Annotated in this window: 20 protein-coding genes; 13 read left to right on the top strand and 7 right to left on the bottom strand. The window is 59.0% G+C overall.

Annotated features, from left to right (window positions below; translation table 11 throughout):
- Nucleotides 1-88 precede the first annotated feature (88 nt).
- From crcB to ftsK, 4 genes are read right to left on the bottom strand one after another with little or no spacing between them, the layout of a single operon-like run.
- Complete coding sequence (crcB, locus tag P3C18_RS16750) at nt 89-469, bottom strand: fluoride efflux transporter CrcB (RefSeq protein WP_275962968.1); 381 nt, start codon at nt 467-469, stop codon at nt 89-91.
- Nucleotides 466-1,791, bottom strand: coding sequence for a replication-associated recombination protein A (locus P3C18_RS16745; protein WP_275962967.1), 1,326 nt, complete (start codon nt 1,789-1,791; stop codon nt 466-468). The genes crcB and P3C18_RS16745 overlap by 4 nt, the downstream gene beginning before the upstream one ends.
- A gap of 33 nt (nt 1,792-1,824) precedes the next feature.
- Entirely contained in the window at nt 1,825-2,451 is a 627-nt protein-coding gene (gene lolA, locus P3C18_RS16740) for an outer membrane lipoprotein chaperone LolA (RefSeq protein ID WP_160086953.1), read from the bottom strand.
- Between the two features lie 26 nt (nt 2,452-2,477).
- Nucleotides 2,478-4,880: a DNA translocase FtsK gene (gene ftsK, locus P3C18_RS16735; protein ID WP_275962966.1), complete on the bottom strand. Its 2,403-nt coding sequence runs from the start codon at nt 4,878-4,880 to the stop codon at nt 2,478-2,480.
- A gap of 230 nt (nt 4,881-5,110) precedes the next feature.
- On the opposite strand from ftsK, the gene trxB reads away from it, so the two are divergent.
- From trxB to infA, 4 genes are all read left to right on the top strand, one after another.
- The gene (gene trxB / locus P3C18_RS16730; protein ID WP_090253685.1) at nt 5,111-6,061 is read left to right on the top strand and encodes a thioredoxin-disulfide reductase; all 951 of its coding nucleotides are present in this window, start codon (nt 5,111-5,113) and stop codon (nt 6,059-6,061) included.
- Nucleotides 6,062-6,121: 60 nt separating this feature from the next.
- Complete coding sequence (gene aat / locus P3C18_RS16725) at nt 6,122-6,802, top strand: leucyl/phenylalanyl-tRNA--protein transferase (protein ID WP_275962965.1); 681 nt, start codon at nt 6,122-6,124, stop codon at nt 6,800-6,802.
- Nucleotides 6,803-6,857: 55 nt separating this feature from the next.
- Nucleotides 6,858-7,565: an arginyltransferase gene (locus P3C18_RS16720; RefSeq protein WP_275962964.1), complete on the top strand. Its 708-nt coding sequence runs from the start codon at nt 6,858-6,860 to the stop codon at nt 7,563-7,565.
- A gap of 100 nt (nt 7,566-7,665) precedes the next feature.
- Entirely contained in the window at nt 7,666-7,884 is a 219-nt protein-coding gene (gene infA, locus P3C18_RS16715) for a translation initiation factor IF-1 (RefSeq protein WP_002553999.1), read from the top strand.
- 100 nt (nt 7,885-7,984) lie between these two features.
- On the opposite strand, the gene clpA is transcribed toward infA, so the two are convergent.
- Together clpA and clpS are read right to left on the bottom strand one after the other, a co-directional pair.
- Nucleotides 7,985-10,255: an ATP-dependent Clp protease ATP-binding subunit ClpA gene (gene clpA, locus P3C18_RS16710; RefSeq protein WP_160014300.1), complete on the bottom strand. Its 2,271-nt coding sequence runs from the start codon at nt 10,253-10,255 to the stop codon at nt 7,985-7,987.
- A gap of 29 nt (nt 10,256-10,284) precedes the next feature.
- Entirely contained in the window at nt 10,285-10,647 is a 363-nt protein-coding gene (gene clpS, locus P3C18_RS16705) for an ATP-dependent Clp protease adapter ClpS (protein WP_090253676.1), read from the bottom strand.
- A gap of 228 nt (nt 10,648-10,875) precedes the next feature.
- Between clpS and cspD the strand changes: the two genes are divergently transcribed.
- A complete protein-coding gene (gene cspD, locus P3C18_RS16700) occupies nt 10,876-11,139 on the top strand; it encodes a cold shock domain-containing protein CspD (protein WP_090386463.1) in 264 nt (87 codons plus the stop codon).
- 78 nt (nt 11,140-11,217) lie between these two features.
- On the opposite strand, the gene icd is transcribed toward cspD, so the two are convergent.
- Complete coding sequence (gene icd, locus P3C18_RS16695) at nt 11,218-12,474, bottom strand: NADP-dependent isocitrate dehydrogenase (protein ID WP_275962963.1); 1,257 nt, start codon at nt 12,472-12,474, stop codon at nt 11,218-11,220.
- A gap of 362 nt (nt 12,475-12,836) precedes the next feature.
- Here icd and P3C18_RS16690 point away from each other — a divergent pair, with 362 nt between their 5' ends.
- From P3C18_RS16690 to P3C18_RS16655, 8 genes are all read left to right on the top strand, one after another.
- A complete protein-coding gene (locus tag P3C18_RS16690; RefSeq protein ID WP_275962962.1) occupies nt 12,837-15,062 on the top strand; it encodes an NADP-dependent isocitrate dehydrogenase in 2,226 nt (741 codons plus the stop codon).
- Between the two features lie 125 nt (nt 15,063-15,187).
- A complete protein-coding gene (locus tag P3C18_RS16685) occupies nt 15,188-15,628 on the top strand; it encodes an NUDIX hydrolase (protein ID WP_275962961.1) in 441 nt (146 codons plus the stop codon).
- Between the two features lie 60 nt (nt 15,629-15,688).
- Nucleotides 15,689-16,807, top strand: a complete 1,119-nt coding sequence (mnmA, locus tag P3C18_RS16680; protein WP_275962960.1) for a tRNA 2-thiouridine(34) synthase MnmA — start codon at nt 15,689-15,691, stop codon at nt 16,805-16,807.
- Entirely contained in the window at nt 16,804-17,424 is a 621-nt protein-coding gene (gene hflD / locus P3C18_RS16675) for a high frequency lysogenization protein HflD (RefSeq protein ID WP_275962959.1), read from the top strand. The genes mnmA and hflD overlap by 4 nt, the downstream gene beginning before the upstream one ends.
- A gap of 2 nt (nt 17,425-17,426) precedes the next feature.
- Entirely contained in the window at nt 17,427-18,287 is an 861-nt protein-coding gene (locus tag P3C18_RS16670) for an EamA family transporter (protein ID WP_275962958.1), read from the top strand.
- Nucleotides 18,288-18,515: 228 nt separating this feature from the next.
- The gene (purB, locus tag P3C18_RS16665; protein WP_275962957.1) at nt 18,516-19,886 is read left to right on the top strand and encodes an adenylosuccinate lyase; all 1,371 of its coding nucleotides are present in this window, start codon (nt 18,516-18,518) and stop codon (nt 19,884-19,886) included.
- 78 nt (nt 19,887-19,964) lie between these two features.
- A complete protein-coding gene (locus P3C18_RS16660; protein WP_275962956.1) occupies nt 19,965-21,131 on the top strand; it encodes a cupin domain-containing protein in 1,167 nt (388 codons plus the stop codon).
- Complete coding sequence (locus P3C18_RS16655; RefSeq protein WP_170049946.1) at nt 21,124-21,549, top strand: GNAT family N-acetyltransferase; 426 nt, start codon at nt 21,124-21,126, stop codon at nt 21,547-21,549. Before P3C18_RS16660 ends, P3C18_RS16655 begins: the two co-directional genes overlap by 8 nt.
- The last annotated feature ends 2 nt before the right edge of the window (nt 21,550-21,551 follow it).

The raw sequence follows: 21,551 nt of genomic DNA, 5'->3' as shown, positions 1-21,551 counted from the left end.
TTTGCATGGCCATGGCCATGACGCGCAATGCCGCGCAGTTTAAGGCTTTAACAGGCTTGGGTGCCAGACCGCGCGTTAGCTGGCGCGACTACTGATAGAGGCGTGCCAGGGCAAATCCGCCCCACACCGCAGCCACACCGACGACCACGCTGCACAGCAGGTAAGCGAAGGCCTCATTGTGGCGGCCACCTTCAAACAGCTTGAGCAACTCAAGGCTGAATGAAGAAAAGGTGGTGAAGCCGCCCAGCAGGCCGATGATCAGGCCGCTGCGCAATTCGATGGGCAGGTCGCTACGCAGCAGAAACAGGCCTGACAGCAGGCCAATCAACAGGCAGCCGAGGATATTGACGGTGAAGGTGCCCAGGTAAAAATGCCGTGGCCAGTGCGCAACCACCCAGCTGGCGGTGAGAAAACGCAGTACAGAACCTACGGCACCGCCGAGGGCAACGGCCATTGCTACACGAATCATGGTTTTCTCCGCTGTCTGGGGCTACTACGGTCCTGGTTGTGCAAATGCTGCAGTTTGTCGCGAATTTTCAGTTCCAGGCCACGCGGCACCGGCTGGTAGTACTCGCGCGGTTCAAAGGCTTCGGGAAAGTAATCTTCCCCTGCGGCATAGGCATCGGGCTCATCGTGGGCATAGCGGTATTCATCGCCATAACCCAGTTCTTTCATCAGTTTGGTTGGCGCGTTGCGCAGGTGCAGCGGCACCTCCTGCGAGCCGTGCTCGGCAGCATCACGCTTGGCCGCGTTAAAGGCGTTGTAGACCGCGTTGCTTTTCGGCGCGCAGGCCAGGTAGACAATCGCCTGGGCCACCGCCAGCTCACCCTCGGGGCTGCCCAGGCGCTCCTGCACATCCCAGGCATTCAGGCACAGGGTCAAGGCGCGCGGGTCGGCGTTACCAATATCCTCGCTGGCCATACGCACCACGCGCCGGGCGATATACAGGGGGTCACAGCCACCATCGAGCATGCGCGCATACCAGTACAGCGCGCCATTCGGGCTGGAGCCGCGTACGGATTTGTGCAGCGCCGATATCTGGTCGTAGAAGGCTTCGCCGCCCTTGTCGAAACGCCGACGGGTATCGCCGAGCAGATTGAGCAGCAGTTCGCTGCCGATCTCGCTGCCGTCGTCAGCCAGGTCCGCGGCGTTTTCCAGAAAATTGAGCAGGCGCCGGCCATCGCCATCGGCGGCTGCCTGGAGGATCTTGAAGCTTTCTTCCGGCAGGCTCAGCTGGCGTTCGCCCAGGCCTTTTGGGTCGCTCAAGGCACGCTCGACCAGCTTGCGCAGCGCGCTTTCATCCAGGCTTTTCAGCACGTACACGCGAGCCCGTGAGAGCAAGGCGTTGTTTAGCTCGAACGATGGATTTTCCGTAGTGGCGCCGATAAAGATCAGCGTGCCGTCTTCCACGTAGGGCAGGAAGGCATCCTGCTGCGACTTGTTGAAGCGGTGCACTTCATCAACAAACAGGATGGTCTGGCGGCCATATTGCGCGGCATGTTGCTGCGCCACTTCCACGGCCTGGCGAATCTCCTTGACCCCGGAGAGCACTGCGGAAATCGTCTCGAAATGCGCATCGGACACCTGCKCCAGCAGCCGCGCCAGGGTGGTCTTGCCGACGCCCGGCGGCCCCCAGAAAATCATCGAATGCAGCGCGCCCTGCTCCAGCGCTTCACGCAAGGGTTTACCACGGGCCAGCAAATGCTCCTGGCCGACGTACTCATCCAGGCTGGCTGCACGCAAACGGGCAGCCAGGGGTTGAGCGACGGGAGCCTTGCGAAACAGATCCATGACTGCGGTTTAACGCCTCTTACTTTGAGCTTTTTACTCTTGAATCACGTCCGCGCCGGCCGGGATCTCGAAGGTGAACTGCGCATCGTCCTGCGGCTCATTCATTTTCACGTTGAGGAACAGAATGTTGGTGCGCTGGCCGATGCTGTCGATCAACTGCATATCGTTGAGCACCTTGTTGCGGAACGACAGGCGTAGGCTGTCGAACAGGGTGTCCTTGGATTTTGGCTTGAGGATGAAGTCGACCACGTTGCCGCCTTCGTTGTGGCTGATCTCGAAGTTCTCACGAATCTTCGACACATCACCGGACAGCAGCAGCGCCGGGGTGTGGGTCAGGCGCTGATCGAGGGTCTGGATGGTCACCTGTTGCAGGTCCGGGTCGTACAGCCAGACCTTCTCGCCATTGGAAACCAGCAGCTGCTCCATCGGCGCATCGGTGTGCCAGCGGAACAGGCCTGGACGTTTTAGCGCGAGCTGGCCGGCGGTTTCCTGCAGCTGGGTACCGCTGCCATCGAGGGTCAGCTGGGAAAAGCGCGCGTTGATGGTCTGCGCTTGGTTGAGCAGCTCGGTCAGGCGCTGCACGGCAACTTCATCGTCGGCCATGGCGGCAACGCTGGTAAAACTCAGTACGGTCAGCAACAACATGCGAATCAGGCGCATGGGACTCCTTAAGATCGGGCTAGGCGTTAATCGCGAACGGGGCTTGGTGCTATGACCTCGCGAGAGCCATTAGTGTTCATTGAGGTGACGACGCCGGCCATTTCCATGGCCTCGATCATCCGCGCGGCGCGGTTGTAGCCGATTTTCAGCTTGCGCTGCACTGCGGAGATAGACGCGCGGCGGCTTTCCAGGACGAAATTCACTGCCTCGTCATAAAGCGGGTCGGCCTCGCTGCCTTCACTGCCCTCGCCGCTGCCACCCTCGAAACCGCTACCGGACTCTTCGGCACCGGCCAGGATGTCATCGATATAGTCAGGCGTGCCGCGCTGCTTCCAGGCCTCGACCACGCGGTGTACTTCTTCATCGGAAACGAAGGCGCCGTGTACGCGAATCGGCAAACCTGTGCCTGGCGGCATATAGAGCATGTCACCGTGGCCTAGCAGCTGTTCGGCGCCACCCTGGTCGAGGATGGTGCGCGAGTCGATCTTGCTCGATACCTGAAACGCCATACGGGTCGGGATGTTGGCCTTGATCAGGCCGGTGATCACATCCACCGAAGGACGCTGAGTCGCGAGAATCAGGTGAATCCCCGCCGCACGGGCTTTCTGCGCGATACGTGCAATCAGCTCTTCGACCTTCTTGCCGACGATCATCATCATGTCGGCGAACTCGTCGACCACCACCACGATGGTTGGCAGGGTTTTCAGCAGCGGCGCTTCGTCGTGCATGCTTTCGCGCTTGTACAGCGGATCGCTCAGTGGTTCGCCCGCCTCTTCGGCGTCTTTGACCTTGCGGTTAAAGCCGGCCAGGTTGCGCACGCCCATCTTCGACATCAGCTTGTAGCGGCGCTCCATCTCGGCCACCGACCAGCGCAGGGCGTTGGCGGCTTCCTTCATATCGGTCACTACCGGGCACAGCAGGTGAGGAATGCCTTCGTAGATCGACAGCTCAAGCATTTTCGGGTCGATCATGATCAAGCGCGCCTCTTCCGGCGTGGACTTGAACAGAATCGACAGAATCATGGCGTTAACCCCGACCGACTTACCGGAGCCAGTGGTACCAGCCACCAGCAGGTGGGGCATCTTCGCCAGGTCGGTAATCACCGGTTTGCCGCCGATATCGTGGCCCAGGGCCAGAGTGACCGGCGACTTGGCTTCGTCATACTCAGGCGACGACAGCACTTCGGAGAAGCGCACGATCTGCCGGTCTTCGTTGGGGATTTCGATGCCGACCGTGGTCTTGCCTGGAATTACTTCCACCACGCGCACACTGATGATCGCCATCGAGCGCGCCAGGTCTTTGGCCAGGCCGGAAATGCGGCTGACCTTGACCCCAGCTGCGGGCTGGATCTCGAAGCGGGTGATCACCGGGCCTGGATGGACCGACTCGACGATAACCTCGACGCCAAACTCCTTGAGTTTGATCTCAAGCAGGCGCGACATGGCTTCCAGGTATTCGGGCGAGTATTTCTTCTGAACTTTCTCTGCCACATCGAGGATCGAAATCGGCGGCAGGCTGCCGGCCAGGGCGCTGTCTTCAAACAGGTTGACCTGTTTTTCCTTCAGCACACGCTTGCTCGGCTCGGGTGCTTTCGGCGCGGCTGGAGGCGTGATCACTGGAGCGGGACGGTTGACCCGCTCGCTCATGTGCTTGTTCAGCGACTCTTCGCGCTCAATTAGGCGTTCTTTGACTTTGGCCTGTTCACGGCGATCCAGCACGATCGGAGCGGAGACTTCACTGACGCGCTCATCGACTTCACGCAATTGCGCTACCAGCTGCTTGCGCTCAACCCGCGCACTCCACCAGCGGTTAGCCAGGCTCTGGATCAGCTCGATCAGATCGAGGGTGATCTTGCCGGTCAGGTCCATCACCTTGAACCAGGACAGGTCGGTAAACACCGTCAAACCGAACAGGAACAATGCAATCAGCAGCAGCGTACTGCCCTGCACATTCAGTGCATTGATTGCCAGTTGGCCGAGGCTTTCACCCAGCGCACCGCCGGCAGAGGCCGGCATGCTCGAGTTGGCGTCAAAATGGATATACGCCAGTGCGGCACCGGACAGCACCAGAAAGACCAGGCCAATCAGCCGCCAGGAGAACAGCCAGCCGCTCCACTGCCACGGCTGATGGCGGGCGCGGAACACCTGCAGAGTTTTTACCGCCAACAGCAGCGGGAATAGATAGGCGAAATAGCCCAGCGCCATAAACAGAATGTCGGCAAACCATGCACCGGCGCGGCCGGCGGCGTTTTGTACCTGCTCAACATTGCTGGTGTGGGTCCAGCCCGGGTCAGCCGCATCGTAGGTCAGCAAGGCCATCCACAGATAAAGGCAAAGGGCGCCCAGGCCAATCAGCGCGCCTTCTTTGAGTCGATAAGGCAGCTGCTGGCGCCAGAGAGGGGCTTGTGCGGTTGGGCTAGATTTCTTCAAAACGCATCTGTTCCTGCGCCAGAGGCGCCGAATAATTGGTTAACGGCAAAATATGCAGCGATTGTACGGGTTTAACCACACGATACCAGACCGGGCTGTATGTATAAACAGCTACGGCGGTTGACTCCCGCTCCTTGCCTGCTTCGGTGTAGCATATCCGCCAACATCTTCCGTGCGGCTCAATTGGAGCATGCATTCTCTTTTGTGACAAAGGCTTATGAGGTGTTTTTATGAGCGAAGTCAAGCATTCACGCTTGATCATCCTGGGCTCCGGCCCTGCCGGTTATAGCGCTGCCGTTTACGCTGCCCGCGCCAACCTCAAGCCTGTGATCATTACCGGCATCCAGCCCGGCGGTCAGCTGACCACCACCACCGAAGTGGACAACTGGCCGGGTGATGTTGAGGGCCTGACCGGCCCGGCGCTGATGGAACGTATGCAAAAGCATGCCGAGCGCTTTGAAACCGAGATCGTCTACGACCACATCCACACCGCCGAGTTGCAGTCGCGCCCTTTCACCTTGAAAGGCGACAGCGGCACTTATACCTGTGATGCACTGATTATTGCCACGGGCGCATCGGCGCAGTACCTGGGCCTGCCGTCCGAAGAAGCGTTTTCCGGCAAGGGCGTATCGGCCTGCGCCACCTGCGATGGCTTCTTCTATCGCAACCAGGTGGTAGCGGTAATTGGTGGCGGCAATACCGCAGTCGAAGAGGCGCTGTACCTGTCGAATATCGCCAAGGAAGTGCACCTGGTGCATCGCCGCGACAAGCTGCGTTCCGAGAAGATTCTTCAGGACAAACTGTTCGACAAGGCAGCCAACGGCAACGTGGTGCTGCACTGGAATCACGCGCTGGAAGAAGTACTGGGCGACAACACTGGCGTTACTGGTGCGCGCCTGAAAGATACACAGAGCGGTGTGAGCAAAGACTTGCCGTTGGCTGGCGTGTTTATCGCCATCGGCCATAAGCCCAATACCGAGTTGTTCCACGGCCAGCTGGAGATGCGTGACGGCTACCTGCTGATCAAGGGTGGCAATGAAGGTAATGCCACCGCCACCAGCATTGAAGGTGTATTTGCCGCAGGCGACGTGGCTGACCACGTTTACCGCCAGGCCATCACCTCTGCCGGCGCCGGCTGTATGGCCGCGCTGGATGTCGAGAAATTCCTCGACGACAATTGATCCATCCAGGGCGGACGCACCGTCCGCCCTGCCCTCCTCTGTCCAATTCCGGCCCTGCACATGCTGACGTGGCTGCAACGCGACTCACTGGATTTTCCGCCCTTAAATAAAGCCCTGCGCGAGCCGAACGGCCTGCTGGCGGCGGGTGGCGACCTGCGCCCCGAGCGTTTGATCCAGGCTTATCGGCACGGCTGCTTCCCCTGGTTTCAGGATGGCCAGCCGATTCTCTGGTGGTCGCCAGACCCGCGCACCGTGCTGCTGCCTGACCAGCTGCACGTCTCGCGTAGCCTTGGCAAAGTGCTGCGCCAGGGCCGTTATCGGGTGACCTTTGATCAGGCTTTCGCTGACGTGATCCGCGCCTGCGCCGCGCCGCGCAGCTATGCAGCAGAAACCTGGATCACCAGCCCCATGCAGGATGCTTACCTGGAGCTGCACAGGCGCGGTATCGCTCATTCGGTTGAGGTCTGGCGCGATAACGAGCTGGTTGGCGGGCTCTATGGCCTGGCCATGGGTCAGCTGTTCTTTGGTGAGTCGATGTTTAGCCGCGCTGACAATGCATCCAAGGTGGGTTTTGTCACGCTGGTTGAACACTTGAAGAACTGGGGCTTTGTGCTGATCGACTGCCAGATGCCAACCGAACACCTGCTCAGTCTCGGTGCGCAGACGATTTCCCGAAGCGAGTTCGCCGGCTACCTGAGTGGTCATCTTGATCAATCCAGCCTGGCCGACTGGGTCGCCTAGGCGAGTTTGCCAGCCTGGCTTACACTTGATTTAAGCCCGACCCTGAGAGTCGATCATGACTGAGCTGGCCCGCCTGAAGTTTTACGCCACTCAACCGCACCCTTGCAGCTATCTGCCCGACGAGCAGGCCACCACCCTGTTCCTCGACCCCAGTCAGCCCATGGATGCGGATGTTTATGCTGAGCTTTCGGAAATGGGCTTTCGTCGCAGCGGCGACCACCTCTATCGCCCGCACTGCCAACGCTGCACCGCTTGCGTCCCGGCGCGCATCCCTGCCGCGCAGTTCAGCCCGAATCGTCAGCAACGGCGTATCTTTAAGCGTAATCAGGACGTTCAGGTGCGCCTGGTGCGCCCAGCTTTTACCGAAGAATATTACGCGCTGTACGTGCGCTACATTGAGCAGCGGCACGCCGATGGCGATATGTACCCGCCCAACCGCGAACAATTTTCGACTTTTCTAGTGCGTGATCTAGCCTTCTCGCGCTTCTATGAGTTCCGCCAGGACAACCGTCTGCTGGCAATTGCCGTAACCGATGTGCTGCCCAATGGCCTGTCTGCGGTTTACACCTTTTATGAGCCGAGCGAGGAACGGCGCAGCCTCGGGCGCTTTGCCATCCTCTGGCAAATTGCCGAAGCGGCGCGTCTGGGGCTGCATGCGGTCTATCTGGGTTACTGGATCAAGAACTGCCGCAAGATGAATTACAAGACCCAGTACCGGCCAATCGAGCTGTTCGTCAATCAACGCTGGGTCAGTCTTAACTGAAGCCCTTGGCGCAAACCCCAAATTTCGGGCACAATGCACGCCGCTTTTGCCTGGCGCCAGTTGCACCGGGCCATTCATTGGATACCGAGGGCTTTACTGCATGTCGAAAGAAGACAGCTTCGAAATGGAAGGCACTGTCGTCGACACCCTGCCCAACACCATGTTCCGTGTGGAGTTGGAAAATGGGCACGTCGTTACTGCGCACATCTCCGGAAAGATGCGCAAAAATTACATCCGCATTCTGACTGGCGACAAAGTTCGCGTTGAACTTACGCCTTATGACTTGAGCAAAGGCCGCATTACTTACCGCGCCCGTTAACAGGCCTGCGAAAACTCAGTTTTCCGGCATCTGTTACACCAAGCTCCAGTAAAAACGCCCGGCAATGCCGGGCGTTTTTGTGCGCGTAAGAAAACTACGCCTAGGCCATTTCCGCCGTGGTTTCGAAATCGAAGGTCAACTCCCCACCTTCAATGTCGATATGCACTACACCGCCGTGCTCAGCCAGCTCACCAAACAGGATCTCTTCCGCCAGCGGACGCTTGATCTTGTCCTGGATCAGGCGCGCCATCGGTCGAGCCCCCATCTGCACGTCGTAACCGCTCTCGGCCAACCAGCTACGTGCGGCATCGCTGACCTCCAGCGTGACGCGCTTGTCCTCCAGCTGCGCCTGCAGTTCGGTAAGGAACTTGTCGACGATGCTTTTGATCACCTCGTGGCTCAAGCGGCCGAACTGGATAATGGTATCCAGACGATTGCGGAACTCCGGGGTGAAGCTCTTTTTGATCACTTCCATGGCATCAGACGAGTGGTCCTGATGGGTGAAACCAATGGATGCCCGCGCTGCGGTTTCAGCACCAGCGTTGGTGGTCATGATCACGATCACGTTACGGAAGTCCGCCTTGCGGCCGTTGTTATCGGTCAGGGTGCCGTGATCCATAACCTGCAGAAGCAGGTTAAAGACTTCCGGGTGGGCCTTTTCGATCTCATCGAGCAGCAGTACGCAGTGCGGCGTTTTGGTGATCGCCTCCGTTAGCAGGCCACCTTGATCAAAGCCAACATAGCCAGGTGGCGCACCGATCAGACGCGACACGGTGTGACGCTCCATGTACTCAGACATGTCGAAGCGAATCAGCTCAACACCCAAGGCCTTAGCCAGCTGGCGAGCAGCTTCGGTTTTACCAACCCCGGTAGGGCCAGCGAAAAGGAAAGAGCCCACCGGCTTGTCAGGCGCCTTGAGCCCTGCACGCGACAGTTTGATTGCGGTCGAAAGTGAGTCAATCGCAGCGTCCTGGCCAAATACGGTTAGCTTCAGGTCGCGTTCCAGGTTGCGCAGCAGTTCTTTGTCCGAGCTGCTGACGTGTTTTGGCGGAATACGGGCAATCTTCGCCACGATGTCTTCGACCTGCGCCACGTCGATACGGGTCAGGCGTTTCTCCAGAGGCTGCAAGCGTTGATAGGCCCCTGCCTCATCGATTACATCAATGGCCTTGTCTGGCATATGCCGGTCATTGATATAGCGCGAGGCCAGCTCCGCCGCTGCGCGCAGGGCTTCATCACTGTATTCGATGCTGTGATGCTGCTCGAAGCGGCCTTTCAGGCCACGCAGAATGCCGATGGTGTCCTCCACCGAAGGCTCGACTACATCGACTTTCTGGAAGCGACGCGCCAAAGCGCGGTCTTTCTCGAAAATGCCGCGGAACTCCTGGAAGGTCGTCGAACCGATGCAGCGAATCTCACCCGATGAGAGCATGGGTTTGAGCAGGTTGGAGGCATCCATGACCCCGCCAGAAGCGGCGCCAGCGCCAATGATGGTGTGGATTTCATCAATAAACAGAATGGCGTGCGGGCGTTTGCGCAGCTCATTAAGTAGAGCTTTCAGACGCTTCTCGAAATCACCGCGGTATTTGGTGCCAGCCAGCAGTGCACCGAGATCCAGCGAGTAGACCACGCTGTCGGCCAACAGATCAGGTACCTGGTTATCGACAATGCGCTTGGCCAGGCCTTCGGCGATGGCAGTTTTACCGACACCGGCCTCACCGACCAATAGCGGATTGTTCTTACGCCGACGCGCGAGAATCTGCGCCACACGCTCGACTTCCGACTCACGGCCGACCAGTGGATCGATGCGCCCCTGGCGGGCCAGTTCATTCAGGTTGCTGGCATAAGCGTCCAGTGGGTTGCTCGAACTGGAGGATTCACCACCCTCGTCGTCCTGCATCTCCTGTTCGGTTTCCGAATGACCGCCATGGCCCGGCACCTTGGAGATGCCGTGGGCAATAAAATTGACCACATCGATACGCGCGACGCTCTGCTGCTTGAGCAAAAACACCGCTTGGCTTTCCTGCTCGCTGAAAATCGCCACCAGTACGTTGGCACCGGTCACTTCACGCTTGCCGGAACTCTGTACGTGGAACACCGCGCGCTGCAGAACGCGCTGGAAGCCCAGGGTAGGCTGCGTCTCGCGCTCTTCATCGTGTTGAGGGATCAGTGGCGTGGTGGAGTCGATAAACTCCTGTAGATCATGCCGTAGCTTGTCCAGATTGGCCCCGCATGCGCGCAATACGCTGGCGGCGGCCTCGTTATCCAGGAGGGCCAGCAACAAATGCTCAACCGTCATAAATTCATGACGCTTGGTACGAGCCTCCTTGAAAGCCAGATTGAGGGTGACTTCGAGCTCTCGATTTAACATAGCTTCACCTCATGCCCAAGTGGCCGGCGTTAACCGTCCTTCTCTATTTCACAGAGTAGCGGATGCTGGCTCTCTCTCGCATATTGATTCACCTGTGTCGCTTTGGTTTCAGCAATATCGCGGGTAAACACTCCACACACTGCCCGCCCCTCTGTATGGACGGTCAGCATGATTTTGGTCGCCATCTCTCGATTCAGGTTGAAAAACACCTCGAGAATCTCGACCACGAAATCCATGGGCGTGTAGTCGTCGTTAAACAAAATCACTTTATACATAGGAGGCGCCTGCAAAGCGGGCTTGGATTCCTGAACGGCTAAGCCGAAGGAATCGTCCTCATGCTCTGCGGGGCGATCCTGATTGAATGTTAGTCGAATCTGGCTACGTGCATGCATGCTGAATAGCTTCGTTGATGGGCGAATAGTCTGTGCTAGACAGAGTTTGAACGGCTTCTCAGCCAGTTACAGCATTGCCTTGACTATCGGCAAAACGGTGTTACAAACAATGAATACCCAGCGTGGGTATTAAGGGGTTTCACAGCTTTGCCGACTCACGTCAAGCAGAGCGTGGAATTGAAGTGGATGATACTCCAGTGATGGAGTCCTTTGCAGAGGGATATCAGCATGGTTAGCGGTAAGGTCAAGTGGTTCAACAACGCCAAAGGCTATGGGTTCATCCTGGCCGATGGTCGAGATGAGGACCTGTTCGCCCACTACTCGGCTATCCAGATGGACGGCTATAAAACGCTGAAGGCTGGCCAGCCGGTAAGCTTCGATATTATTCAAGGTCCAAAAGGACTCCACGCCGTAAACATCAGTGCGGCTACTGCCGCCAGTGAAGCGCCCGCCGCAGTTAAGCAACACCAGGGCTCAACGGTTGAAGTCTGATTAGAGTCACCTGGGCAGTTAATCGCCCACAAAAAAGGCCGGTCATATGACCGGCCTTTCTTTATACGGCTGATTTGCTTACATATGCGAAATCAGTGCATCACCGAATGCCGAGCAGGACAGCAGCTTGGCACCGTCCATCAGGCGCTCGAAGTCATAGGTCACGGTCTTGGCCGAGATAGCGCCGTTGGTGCCCTTGATGATCAGGTCGGCCGCTTCGATCCAGCCCATGTGGCGTAGCATCATTTCGGCGGAAAGGATTAGCGAACCTGGGTTCACCTGGTCCTTGCCCGCGTACTTCGGCGCAGTACCGTGGGTTGCTTCGAACATGGCAACGGTGTCGGACAGGTTGGCGCCCGGCGCGATGCCGATACCACCTACTTCAGCCGCCAGGGCGTCGGACAGGTAGTCGCCGTTGAGGTTCAGGGTGGCGATTACGTCGTACTCGGCCGGACGCAGCAGGATTTGCTGCAGCATGGCGTCGGCGATGGCGTCTTTGACGATGACATTCTTGCCGGTTTTCGGGTTCTTGAACTGCATCCAAGGACCGCCATCGAGCAGGGTTGCGCCGAATTCTTCAGCGGCAATTTCGTAGGCYCACTCTTTGAAGGCACCTTCGGTGAACTTCATGATGTTGCCTTTATGCACGATGGTCAGCGAGTCACGGTCGTTATCGACTACGTACTGCAGCGCTTTACGTGCCAGACGCTTGGTGCCTTCTTTGGAAACCGGCTTGACGCCGATACCGCAGTCCTGGTCGAAGCGAATCTTGGTAACACCCATTTCCTCTTTGAGGAACTTGATGACCTTGGTTGCTTCCGGCGAGCCAGCTTTCCACTCGATGCCTGCGTAGATGTCTTCCGAGTTCTCACGGAAGATGGTCATGTCGACGTCGCCAGGCTTTTTCACCGGGCTTGGCACGCCTTCGAACCAGCGCACCGGGCGCAGGCAGACGTACAGGTCGAGCTGCTGACGCAGAGCAACGTTGAGGGAGCGAATGCCGCCACCGACTGGCGTGGTCAATGGGCCCTTGATGGAAACGACGTAATCTTTGACCGCATCCAGGGTTTCCTGAGGCAGCCAGGTGTCCTGATCGTAAACCTGAGTGGCTTTCTCGCCTGCGTAAACTTCCATCCAGGAGATCTTGCGCTCACCGCCGTAGGCTTTCTGTACGGCCGCATCAACGACTTTGATCATCACCGGGCTGATATCGACACCGATACCATCACCTTCGATAAAGGGAATGATTGGATTATTCGGTACGTTCAGGGATGTATCGGCATTGACGGTGATTTTGTCACCGGTGGCAGGCACCTGGATCTTTTGGTATCCCATGCTGGACTCCGTCTTGTGGTTAAAACAGTCAGATCGCCCCAGAGTAACCCACTTGAATCGGGCGAAACCATATGTTCGTTGGTCTTATGCGCCAAGGCATTCTGCGACGCGCCAGCGCGGTGGTATACTGCACAGATGACTCACAGGTCATAAGGCGCGGATCGTTCAAACAGGTTGTCCGCCTCTTGAAACCGTCGAATTGCTACAGCGCTTCAACGGCTCGAAACGCTCAACACTCTACTGGTGCATCCAACATCACCGCGGCAAGACCTCGACTTCTGGCTCATCCACATGGGCCTCAGCGCTTACCTGCGCATGTCGAGTGGCTATGCACGCTCAGCAAAGAAGAGAGTTAACTCAGAATGTCCACCCCCTCGAAGATCATTTATACCTTCACCGACGAAGCCCCAGCCCTTGCGACCTATTCGCTTCTGCCTATTGTAGAAGCCTTCGCAGCCTCTGCTGAGATTGCCGTCGAAACGCGCGACATCTCTCTTGCAGGGCGCATCCTTGCAAGCTTTGCCGACCAATTGGATGCCGACAAGCAGATCGCCGACGACCTCGCCAAGCTGGCCGTACTGGCCACCTCGCCAGACGCCAATATCATCAAATTGCCAAACATCAGCGCCTCGGTGCCGCAGCTCAAAGGCGCAATCGCCGAGCTGCAGGCCCAGGGCTACAACATCCCGAATTTCCCGGAAGACCCGCAAACTGACGCTGAGAAAGACGCCAGCGCCCGCTACAGCAAGGTGCTGGGCAGTGCGGTCAACCCGGTGCTGCGTGAAGGCAACTCCGACCGCCGCGCGCCTGCCGCAGTCAAAGCCTTCGTACGCAAGCATCCGCACTCCATGGGCAAGTGGAGCATGACCTCGCAATCCCACGCCGATTACATGCGCGGCGGCGATTTCTTCTCCAGCGAGCAATCGATCACCATGGCCAAGGCCGGTGACGTACGCATCGAGTTCGTCGGCAAGGACGGCCAAGTCAAGGTCAAGAAACAACTCGCTCTGCAGGAAGGCGAAGTCTTCGACAGCATGTTTATGAGCTGCCGCGAGCTGCGCGATTTCTTCGAGCGCACCCTGCAGGACTGCAAGGAAAACGGCGTGATGTGGTCCCTGCACGTCAAGGCGACCATGATGAAGGTCTCCCACCCGATCGTCTTCGGCCACGCTGTCAGCGTCTACTACAAGGACGTGTTCGACAAATACGGCAAGCTCTTTGAAGAACTGGGAGTCAACCCGAACAACGGCATCAGCAGCGTCTACGACAAGATCAAATCCCTGCCGGCTTCGCAGCAGGAAGAAATTCTCGATGACATCCATGCCTGCTACAGCCACCGCCCGGAAATGGCCATGGTTGACTCGGTCAAGGGCATCACCAACCTGCATATTCCTAGCGACGTGATCGTCGACGCTTCGATGCCGGCGATGATTCGCAGCTCCGGGCAGATGTGGGGTAAGGACGGCAAGCTCAAGGACACCAAAGCGGTGATGCCGGAAAGCACCTACGCCCGCATCTATCAGGAAATGATCAACTTCTGCAAAACCAATGGCGCGTTCGACCCGACCACCATGGGCAGCGTGCCGAACGTTGGCCTGATGGCGCAGAAGGCCGAAGAGTACGGCTCCCACGACAAGACCTTCGAAATGAGTGCCGATGGCACCATGCGCGTAGTGCTCGCTGATGGCACCGTGCTGATGCAGCACGAAGTCGAGGCCGGTGACATCTGGCGCGCCTGCCAGACCAAGGACGCGCCGATCCGCGATTGGGTCAAGCTGGCCGTAACCCGTGCCCGCCAGTCCAATACCCCGGCAATTTTCTGGCTCGACCCAGAACGCGCCCACGACCGCGAGCTGCAGAAGAAAGTCGAAGCCTACCTGCAGGAACACGACCTGAATGGTTTGGACATCCGCGTTATGGACTACAACCAGGCCATCCGCGTAAGCATGGAGCGCCTGATTCGCGGCCAGGACACCATTTCGGTGACCGGCAACGTACTGCGCGACTACCTGACCGACCTGTTCCCGATCATGGAACTGGGCACCTCGGCCAAGATGCTCTCCATCGTGCCGCTGATGGCCGGTGGCGGCATGTACGAAACCGGCGCTGGTGGCTCCGCGCCCAAGCATGTGCAGCAGCTGATCGAAGAAAACCACCTGCGCTGGGATTCGCTGGGCGAGTTCCTGGCTCTGGCGGTTTCCCTGGAAGAAACCGGGATCAAGACCAACAACCCGAAAGCCAAACTGCTGGGCACCACCCTCGACGCGGCCACCGGCAAGCTGCTGGACAACAACAAGTCGCCATCGCGCAAAACCGGCGAGCTGGACAACCGTGGCAGCCACTTCTACCTGGCGCTGTATTGGGCTCAGGAACTGGCCGCACAGAACGATGACGCCGAGCTGAAAGCGCAGTTCGCGCCACTGGCCAAAACCCTGACCGAGAATGAAGCAACCATCGTTGCCGAACTCAGCGCCGTACAGGGCAAGCCCGTGGACATCGGCGGCTACTACCGCTCCAACCCGCAGCTGACTAGCCAGGTCATGCGTCCGAGCGCGACCTTCAATGCCGCACTCGCTGCGCTGAACTAAGACGTAGCGCCCTGCGCCCTCGGGCGCAGCAGCACCGCAAACCCCGGCCCCGCGCCGGGGTTTGCGCATTCAGGGTAGAGAGAATCAGGATAAGATCGCCTTTTCTCATAACAGGTAACACGTTTATGCAGTGGCAGCCGCACATCACCGTGGCCACGGTCATCGAAGACCAGGGCCGTTTTCTGTTAGTCGAAGAAATGGCCGAAGGCCGCGCCGTGTTTAACCAGCCTGCCGGCCACCTGGAAGCCGACGAAAGCCTGCTGCAGGCCGCGCTGCGCGAAACCCTCGAAGAGACCGGCTGGGATGTCGAACTGACCGGTGTTACCGGCATTTACATGTATACCGCACCCAGTAACGGCATCACCTACCAGCGCGTGTGTTTTGCCGCCAAGCCGCTGCAACAGAGGCCCAATCACCCGCTGGATGACGGCATCATCGGCCCGCGCTGGCTAAGCCGTGACGAACTGGCTGCGCAGCCCGAGCGCTGGCGCAGCGAACTGGTATTGCGCTGCATTGATGACTACCTGAGTGGCCAGTGCTTTTCACTCAGCCTGATCCGCGATTAACGGCCACAGCCCTGCGCCTGCTAGAATCGCCCTCTTTTTAAGCCCGTGCCCAGTATCCCCATGCCAGATCCAACTACTCAGCGCGTAATCGTCGGTATGTCCGGCGGCGTCGATTCCTCCGTTTCCGCCCTGCTCCTGCTTGAACAGGGTTATCAGGTCGAAGGCCTGTTTATGAAGAACTGGGACGAGGACGATGGCACCGAATACTGCACCGCCATGGATGACCTGGCCGACGCCCAGGCTGTGTGCGACAAGATTGGCATCAAGCTGCACACCGCCAACTTTGCTGCCGAATACTGGGACAACGTGTTCGAACACTTCCTGGCCGAATACAAGGCTGGGCGCACGCCGAACCCGGACATCCTGTGTAACCGCGAGATCAAGTTCAAAGCCTTCCTCGACTACGCCCTGATGCTCGGCGCCGACCTGATTGCCACCGGCCACTATGTGCGCCGCCGGGATATCGACGGGCGTACCGAACTACTCAAGGGCCTCGACCCGAACAAGGACCAGAGCTACTTCCTGCATGCGGTCGGCGGTGAGCAGATTGCTAAGACCCTGTTTCCGGTCGGCGAGCTAGAAAAATCTGCGGTGCGCGCCATCGCCGAGAAATACGCGCTGGCCACGGCAAAGAAGAAGGATTCCACTGGTATCTGCTTTATCGGTGAACGGCGCTTCAGCGACTTCCTCAAGCAGTACCTGCCAGCCCAGCCCGGCAATATCGAAACCACTGAAGGCGAAATTATCGGCCGCCATCACGGCCTGATGTACCACACCATTGGCCAGCGCCAGGGTTTGGGCATTGGTGGTTTGAAAGATGCCAGCGACGAGCCCTGGTACGTCCTGCACAAGGACCTGACGCGTAATGTGCTGGTGGTTGGCCAGGGCAATGAACACCCCTGGCTGTTCAGCCGCGCCCTGCTCGCCTCGGAAATTTACTGGGTCAACCCGATTGACCTGAGCACGCCGCGTGAGCTGACGGCCAAGGTGCGTTATCGCCAGAGCGATCAGGCCTGCACGCTGGAGAAAACCGCCAGTGGCTACCGCGCCGTATTCAACGAGCCACAGCGCGCCGTGACACCGGGCCAGTCCGTGGTGTTCTACGACGGTGAAATCTGCCTGGGTGGCGGCGTGATTGAAACCGCCGAGCCCTGGACCGCACGGGAGCAAACGGCGTGAATCCTATCCGCGAGCAACTGATCGCCCTCGGTGCAGTATTCGAATCGGCGGTATTGGTCGACAAGCTGGCGCGTACTGGCCAGGTCGGCGAGCCGGCCGTAGCCTGCATGATCAACAGCCTGCTGGTGCGCGACCCGAAAGACACCCTGGACGTCTACGGCGGCGATGACCTCAACCTTCGTGATGGCTACCGCGCACTGGTCAGCGCCCTGGAGCGCGACCCGGCCAGTCTGCAACGTGATCCACTGCGCTATGCCCTGGCGCTGCTGGCCCTGGAGCGTCAGCTGGATAAGCGTGGCGACATGCTGCAAGTCATGGGCAGCCGACTTGATCAAGTGCAGCAGCAGGTCGAGCACTTCGGCCCGACCCATGAAAACGTGATATCCAACTGCGCCAGCCTGTACCAAGACACCATCAGCWCCTTCCGCCAGCGCATTCAGGTGCAAGGCGACATGCGTCACCTGCAGCAGACCAACAACGCCGCGAAGATTCGTGCGCTGCTGCTCACCGGCATTCGCTCTGCGCGCCTGTGGCGCCAACTGGGCGGCCATCGCTGGCAGATGGTGTTCAGCCGCAGCAAGTTGCTCAAGGAACTCTACCCGCTGCTGCGCACGTGAACATGGGCACCCGCTCGGTCAAACCCGTTCAGGGTGCTGCTCTGCTTGCGCTGTCGGCCTTGCTGTTTTCCCTGATGGGCGTGGGCATCCGTGAAGTCTCGGTCAGCGTCAACAACGAGTCCGTGGTGTTCTTGCGCAACCTGGTCGGCGTGCTGTTCTTTCTGCCGCTGATTCTGTTCAAAGGCCTACGCCCGTTAAAGACCACGCGGTTGAAATCCCACCTGTGGCGCACCACCTACGGCCTGGCGGCGATGTACTGTTTTTTCTACGCCATCGCTCACCTGCCGCTGGCCGACGCCATGCTGTTCACCTATTCCGCACCACTATTCACTCCGCTGATTGCCTGGTGGTGGCTCAAGGAGCCGCTGAGCAAGCGCATGCTGTTGACCACCGTGGTGGGCCTGATTGGCGTGCTGCTGGTGGCCAAGCCGTCGGCGGCGCTGCTCGACAGTCATGCATTGATCGGCCTGGCCGCCAGTGTGCTGGCCGCGTTTGCCTTTGTGTCGATCCGCGAGATGAGCGACACCGAGCCTGCGTATCGCATCGTGTTCTACTTTTCCCTGTTCAGCGCCCTGCTCTCGACTATCCCGCTGACCTGGGCCTGGCAACCGATAAGTGAGCCTGACCTCTGGCTGCTGCTGGTAATAGGTTTGTTGGCCACCGCCAGCCAGATCATCATGTCCAAGGCTTACAGTTTGGCGTCGCCAGGGCTGATTGGTCCCTTTGCCTACCTGGCGATTGTGTTTGCCGGGCTGATTGCCTGGCTGCGCTGGGGAGAAACCCCGGATCTGACCTCGCTGATCGGTGCAGCGCTGATTTTCAGTGCCAGCCTGCTGTCGATTGCTCGAAGCAAACGCAGCTGAACGGTCGCAGCCAATCGCGATTCAGCGGCCGATTTCATGTATGATACGCGCCCTTTTCAACAGAGGCTGTCTAGTATCTCGCGAGCTAGAGTCATGCAAGGCGAAAACAGGCGAGGAAGCGGAGTGTACGTTTGTACATGAGCATTCCGAGTCTGTTTTCAACGCAGCAGGGCCGACGCGCAGCAGATACTAGATAGTCTCTTGGCCCGACTGCCCGAGAACGCCCCCATGCAGCTTTCCTCGCTCACCGCGGTTTCCCCCGTTGATGGCCGCTATGCCGGCAAAACCAGCGCCCTGCGCCCAATTTTCAGCGAATACGGCCTGATCCGTTTCCGCGTCCTGGTTGAGGTCCGCTGGTTACAGCGTCTGGCCGCCCACGAAGGCGTTGCTGAAGTCGCGCCCTTCTCCGCCGAAGCCAACGCAGTGCTCAATGAACTGGCTGACAACTTCGCCGTCGAGCACGCCGAGCGCGTCAAGGAAATCGAGCGCACCACCAACCACGACGTAAAAGCCGTGGAATACCTGCTCAAGGAACAAGCGGCCAAGCTGCCTGAGCTGGACAAGGTCAGCGAATTTATCCACTTCGCCTGTACCAGCGAAGACATCAACAACCTGTCCCACGCCCTGATGCTGCGCGCCGGCCGTGACGACGTGCTGCTGCCGCTGATGCGTCAAACCGCTGAAGCGATTCGCGAGCTGGCGATCAAATTCGCCGACGTGCCGATGCTCTCGCGCACCCACGGTCAGCCGGCGTCGCCGACCACCCTTGGTAAGGAACTGGCCAACGTGGTCTACCGCCTGGAGCGCCAGATCGCTCAGGTTGCGGCCGTACCGCTGCTGGGCAAGATCAACGGCGCCGTGGGCAACTACAACGCCCACCTCTCGGCTTACCCGCAGATCGACTGGGAAGMCAACGCTCGCCAGTTCATCGAAGGTGACMTGGGCCTGCAGTTCAACCCCTACACCACGCAGATCGAGCCGCACGACTACATTGCCGAGCTGTTCGACGCCATCGCCCGCTTCAACACCATCCTGATCGACTTTGATCGCGATATCTGGGGCTACATCTCCCTGGGCTACTTCAAGCAGCGCACCATTGCTGGCGAAATCGGTTCCTCGACCATGCCGCATAAGGTCAACCCGATCGACTTCGAGAACTCCGAAGGCAACCTGGGTATCGCCAACGCGCTGTTCCAGCACCTGGCCAGCAAGCTGCCGATCTCGCGCTGGCAGCGCGACCTGACCGATTCCACCGTGCTGCGTAACCTCGGTGTCGGTTTTGCTCACAGCGTTATCGCTTACGAAGCCAGCCTCAAGGGCATCGGCAAGCTGGAACTGAACGAAGCGCGGATCGCCGCCGATCTGGACGCCTGCTGGGAAGTTCTGGCCGAGCCGATCCAGACCGTGATGCGCCGCTACGCCATCGAGAACCCGTACGAGAAGCTCAAGGAACTGACTCGCGGCAAGGGCATCAGCCCCGAAGCGCTGCAGACCTTTATCGACGGCCTGGACATGCCAGCCTCCGCCAAGGCTGAGCTCAAACTCCTGACCCCGGCCAGCTACATCGGCAACGCGGTCGCCCAGGCCAAGCGCATCTAACCGGCAAAAGCCTCCCAGACGCCCGGCTGCGCCGGGCGTTTTTATTTATGGGTATTTACTGACTTCAAGGGCTTAGCGATGAATCCTGATACTCCGCTGCAACTGTTGGGTGGCCTTACTGCTCGCGAGTTCATGCGTGACTACTGGCAGAAGAAACCCCTGCTGGTACGCCAGGCCATCCCCGGTTTTGAGAGCCCGATTTCCCCCGACGAGCTGGCCGGCCTGGCGCTGGAAGAAGAAATCGAATCGCGCCTAGTCATCGAGCATGGCGAGCGCCCTTGGGAGCTGCGCCGCGGCCCGTTCGCCGAGGACGCCTTTGCTGAGCTGCCCGAGCGCGACTGGACCCTGCTGGTGCAGGCCGTCGACCAGTTCGTCCCGGAAGTCGCCGAACTGCTGGAAGAGTTCAAGTTTCTGCCCAAGTGGCGCATTGATGACGTGATGGTCAGCTTCGCCGTACCTGGCGGCGGCGTTGGCCCGCACTTCGACAACTACGATGTGTTCCTCCTGCAGGGTTACGGCAAGCGCCGCTGGCAGGTCGGTCAGGTGTGCGATTCCGACAGCCCAATGCTGCAACACGCGGATCTGAAGATCCTCGCTGAATTCGTTAAAACTGAAGAATGGGTTCTGGAACCCGGCGACATGCTCTATCTGCCGCCGCTTCTGGCCCACTGTGGTACCGCTGAGGATGACTGTATGACGTATTCCGTAGGCTTCCGTGCGCCAAGCGCCGCTGAAGTTCTGACCCATTTCACCGATTTTCTCGGCCAGTTCCTGCCTGACGAAGAGCGCTACAGCGACGCCGACGCGCAGCCGACCAGCGACCCAACGCAGATCCAGCGCGACGCCTTGGATCGCCTCAAGGCCCTGCTCACCGAACACATGAGCGATGAGCGCCTGCTGATGACCTGGTTCGGCCAGTTTATGACCGAGCCCAAGTATCCGGAGCTGATTGCCGGCATCGAGATTGACGAAGAAGGCTTCCTCGCCGGGCTGGAAAATGGCGCAATCCTGATCCGCAACCCCAGTGCGCGCATGGCCTGGTCGGAAGTCGGCGACGACCTGGTGCTGTTCGCCAGTGGCCAGAGTCGCCTGCTTTCGGCCAGCCTGCGTGAACTGCTGAAACTGGTGTGCGCGGCCGATGCCCTGCATATCGAAAACCTCGGCGCGTGGCTTGCCGATGACGAAGGGCGTAACCTGTTGGTTGAACTGGTCAAACAAGGCAGCCTGGAGTTTGCTGATGAGTGAGATACACGTTCGTCTGGCCGACTGGCAGAAGGACAACGCTGACCTGCGACGCATTCGCGAAACCGTGTTTATCGCGGAACAAGCAGTGCCGCCGGAGCTCGAATGGGACGCCGAAGACGCCGATGCTGTGCATTTTCTTGCCCTCGAAGGCGACTACCCGATCGGCACCGCACGCCTGTTGCCCGATGGTCATATCGGTCGGGTGTCGGTACTCAAGGACTGGCGCGGCCTGAACGTGGGTGTGGCGCTGATCCAGGCGGTGATCGCCGAAGCGGAAAAACGCGGCCTGACGCAACAAATGCTCAGCGCCCAGGTGCACGCCACTGCCTTCTATGAAAAGCTCGGGTTTGCCATCGTCAGCGGGGAATACCTGGACGCCGGCATCCCACACGTGGACATGGTGCGTCATAGCGCCTAGAG

It is taken from the genome of Pseudomonas sp. 1928-m (assembly GCF_029269135.1).
Lineage (GTDB): Bacteria > Pseudomonadota > Gammaproteobacteria > Pseudomonadales > Pseudomonadaceae > Aquipseudomonas.
This window is presented reverse-complemented; position numbering and strand designations above follow the sequence as displayed.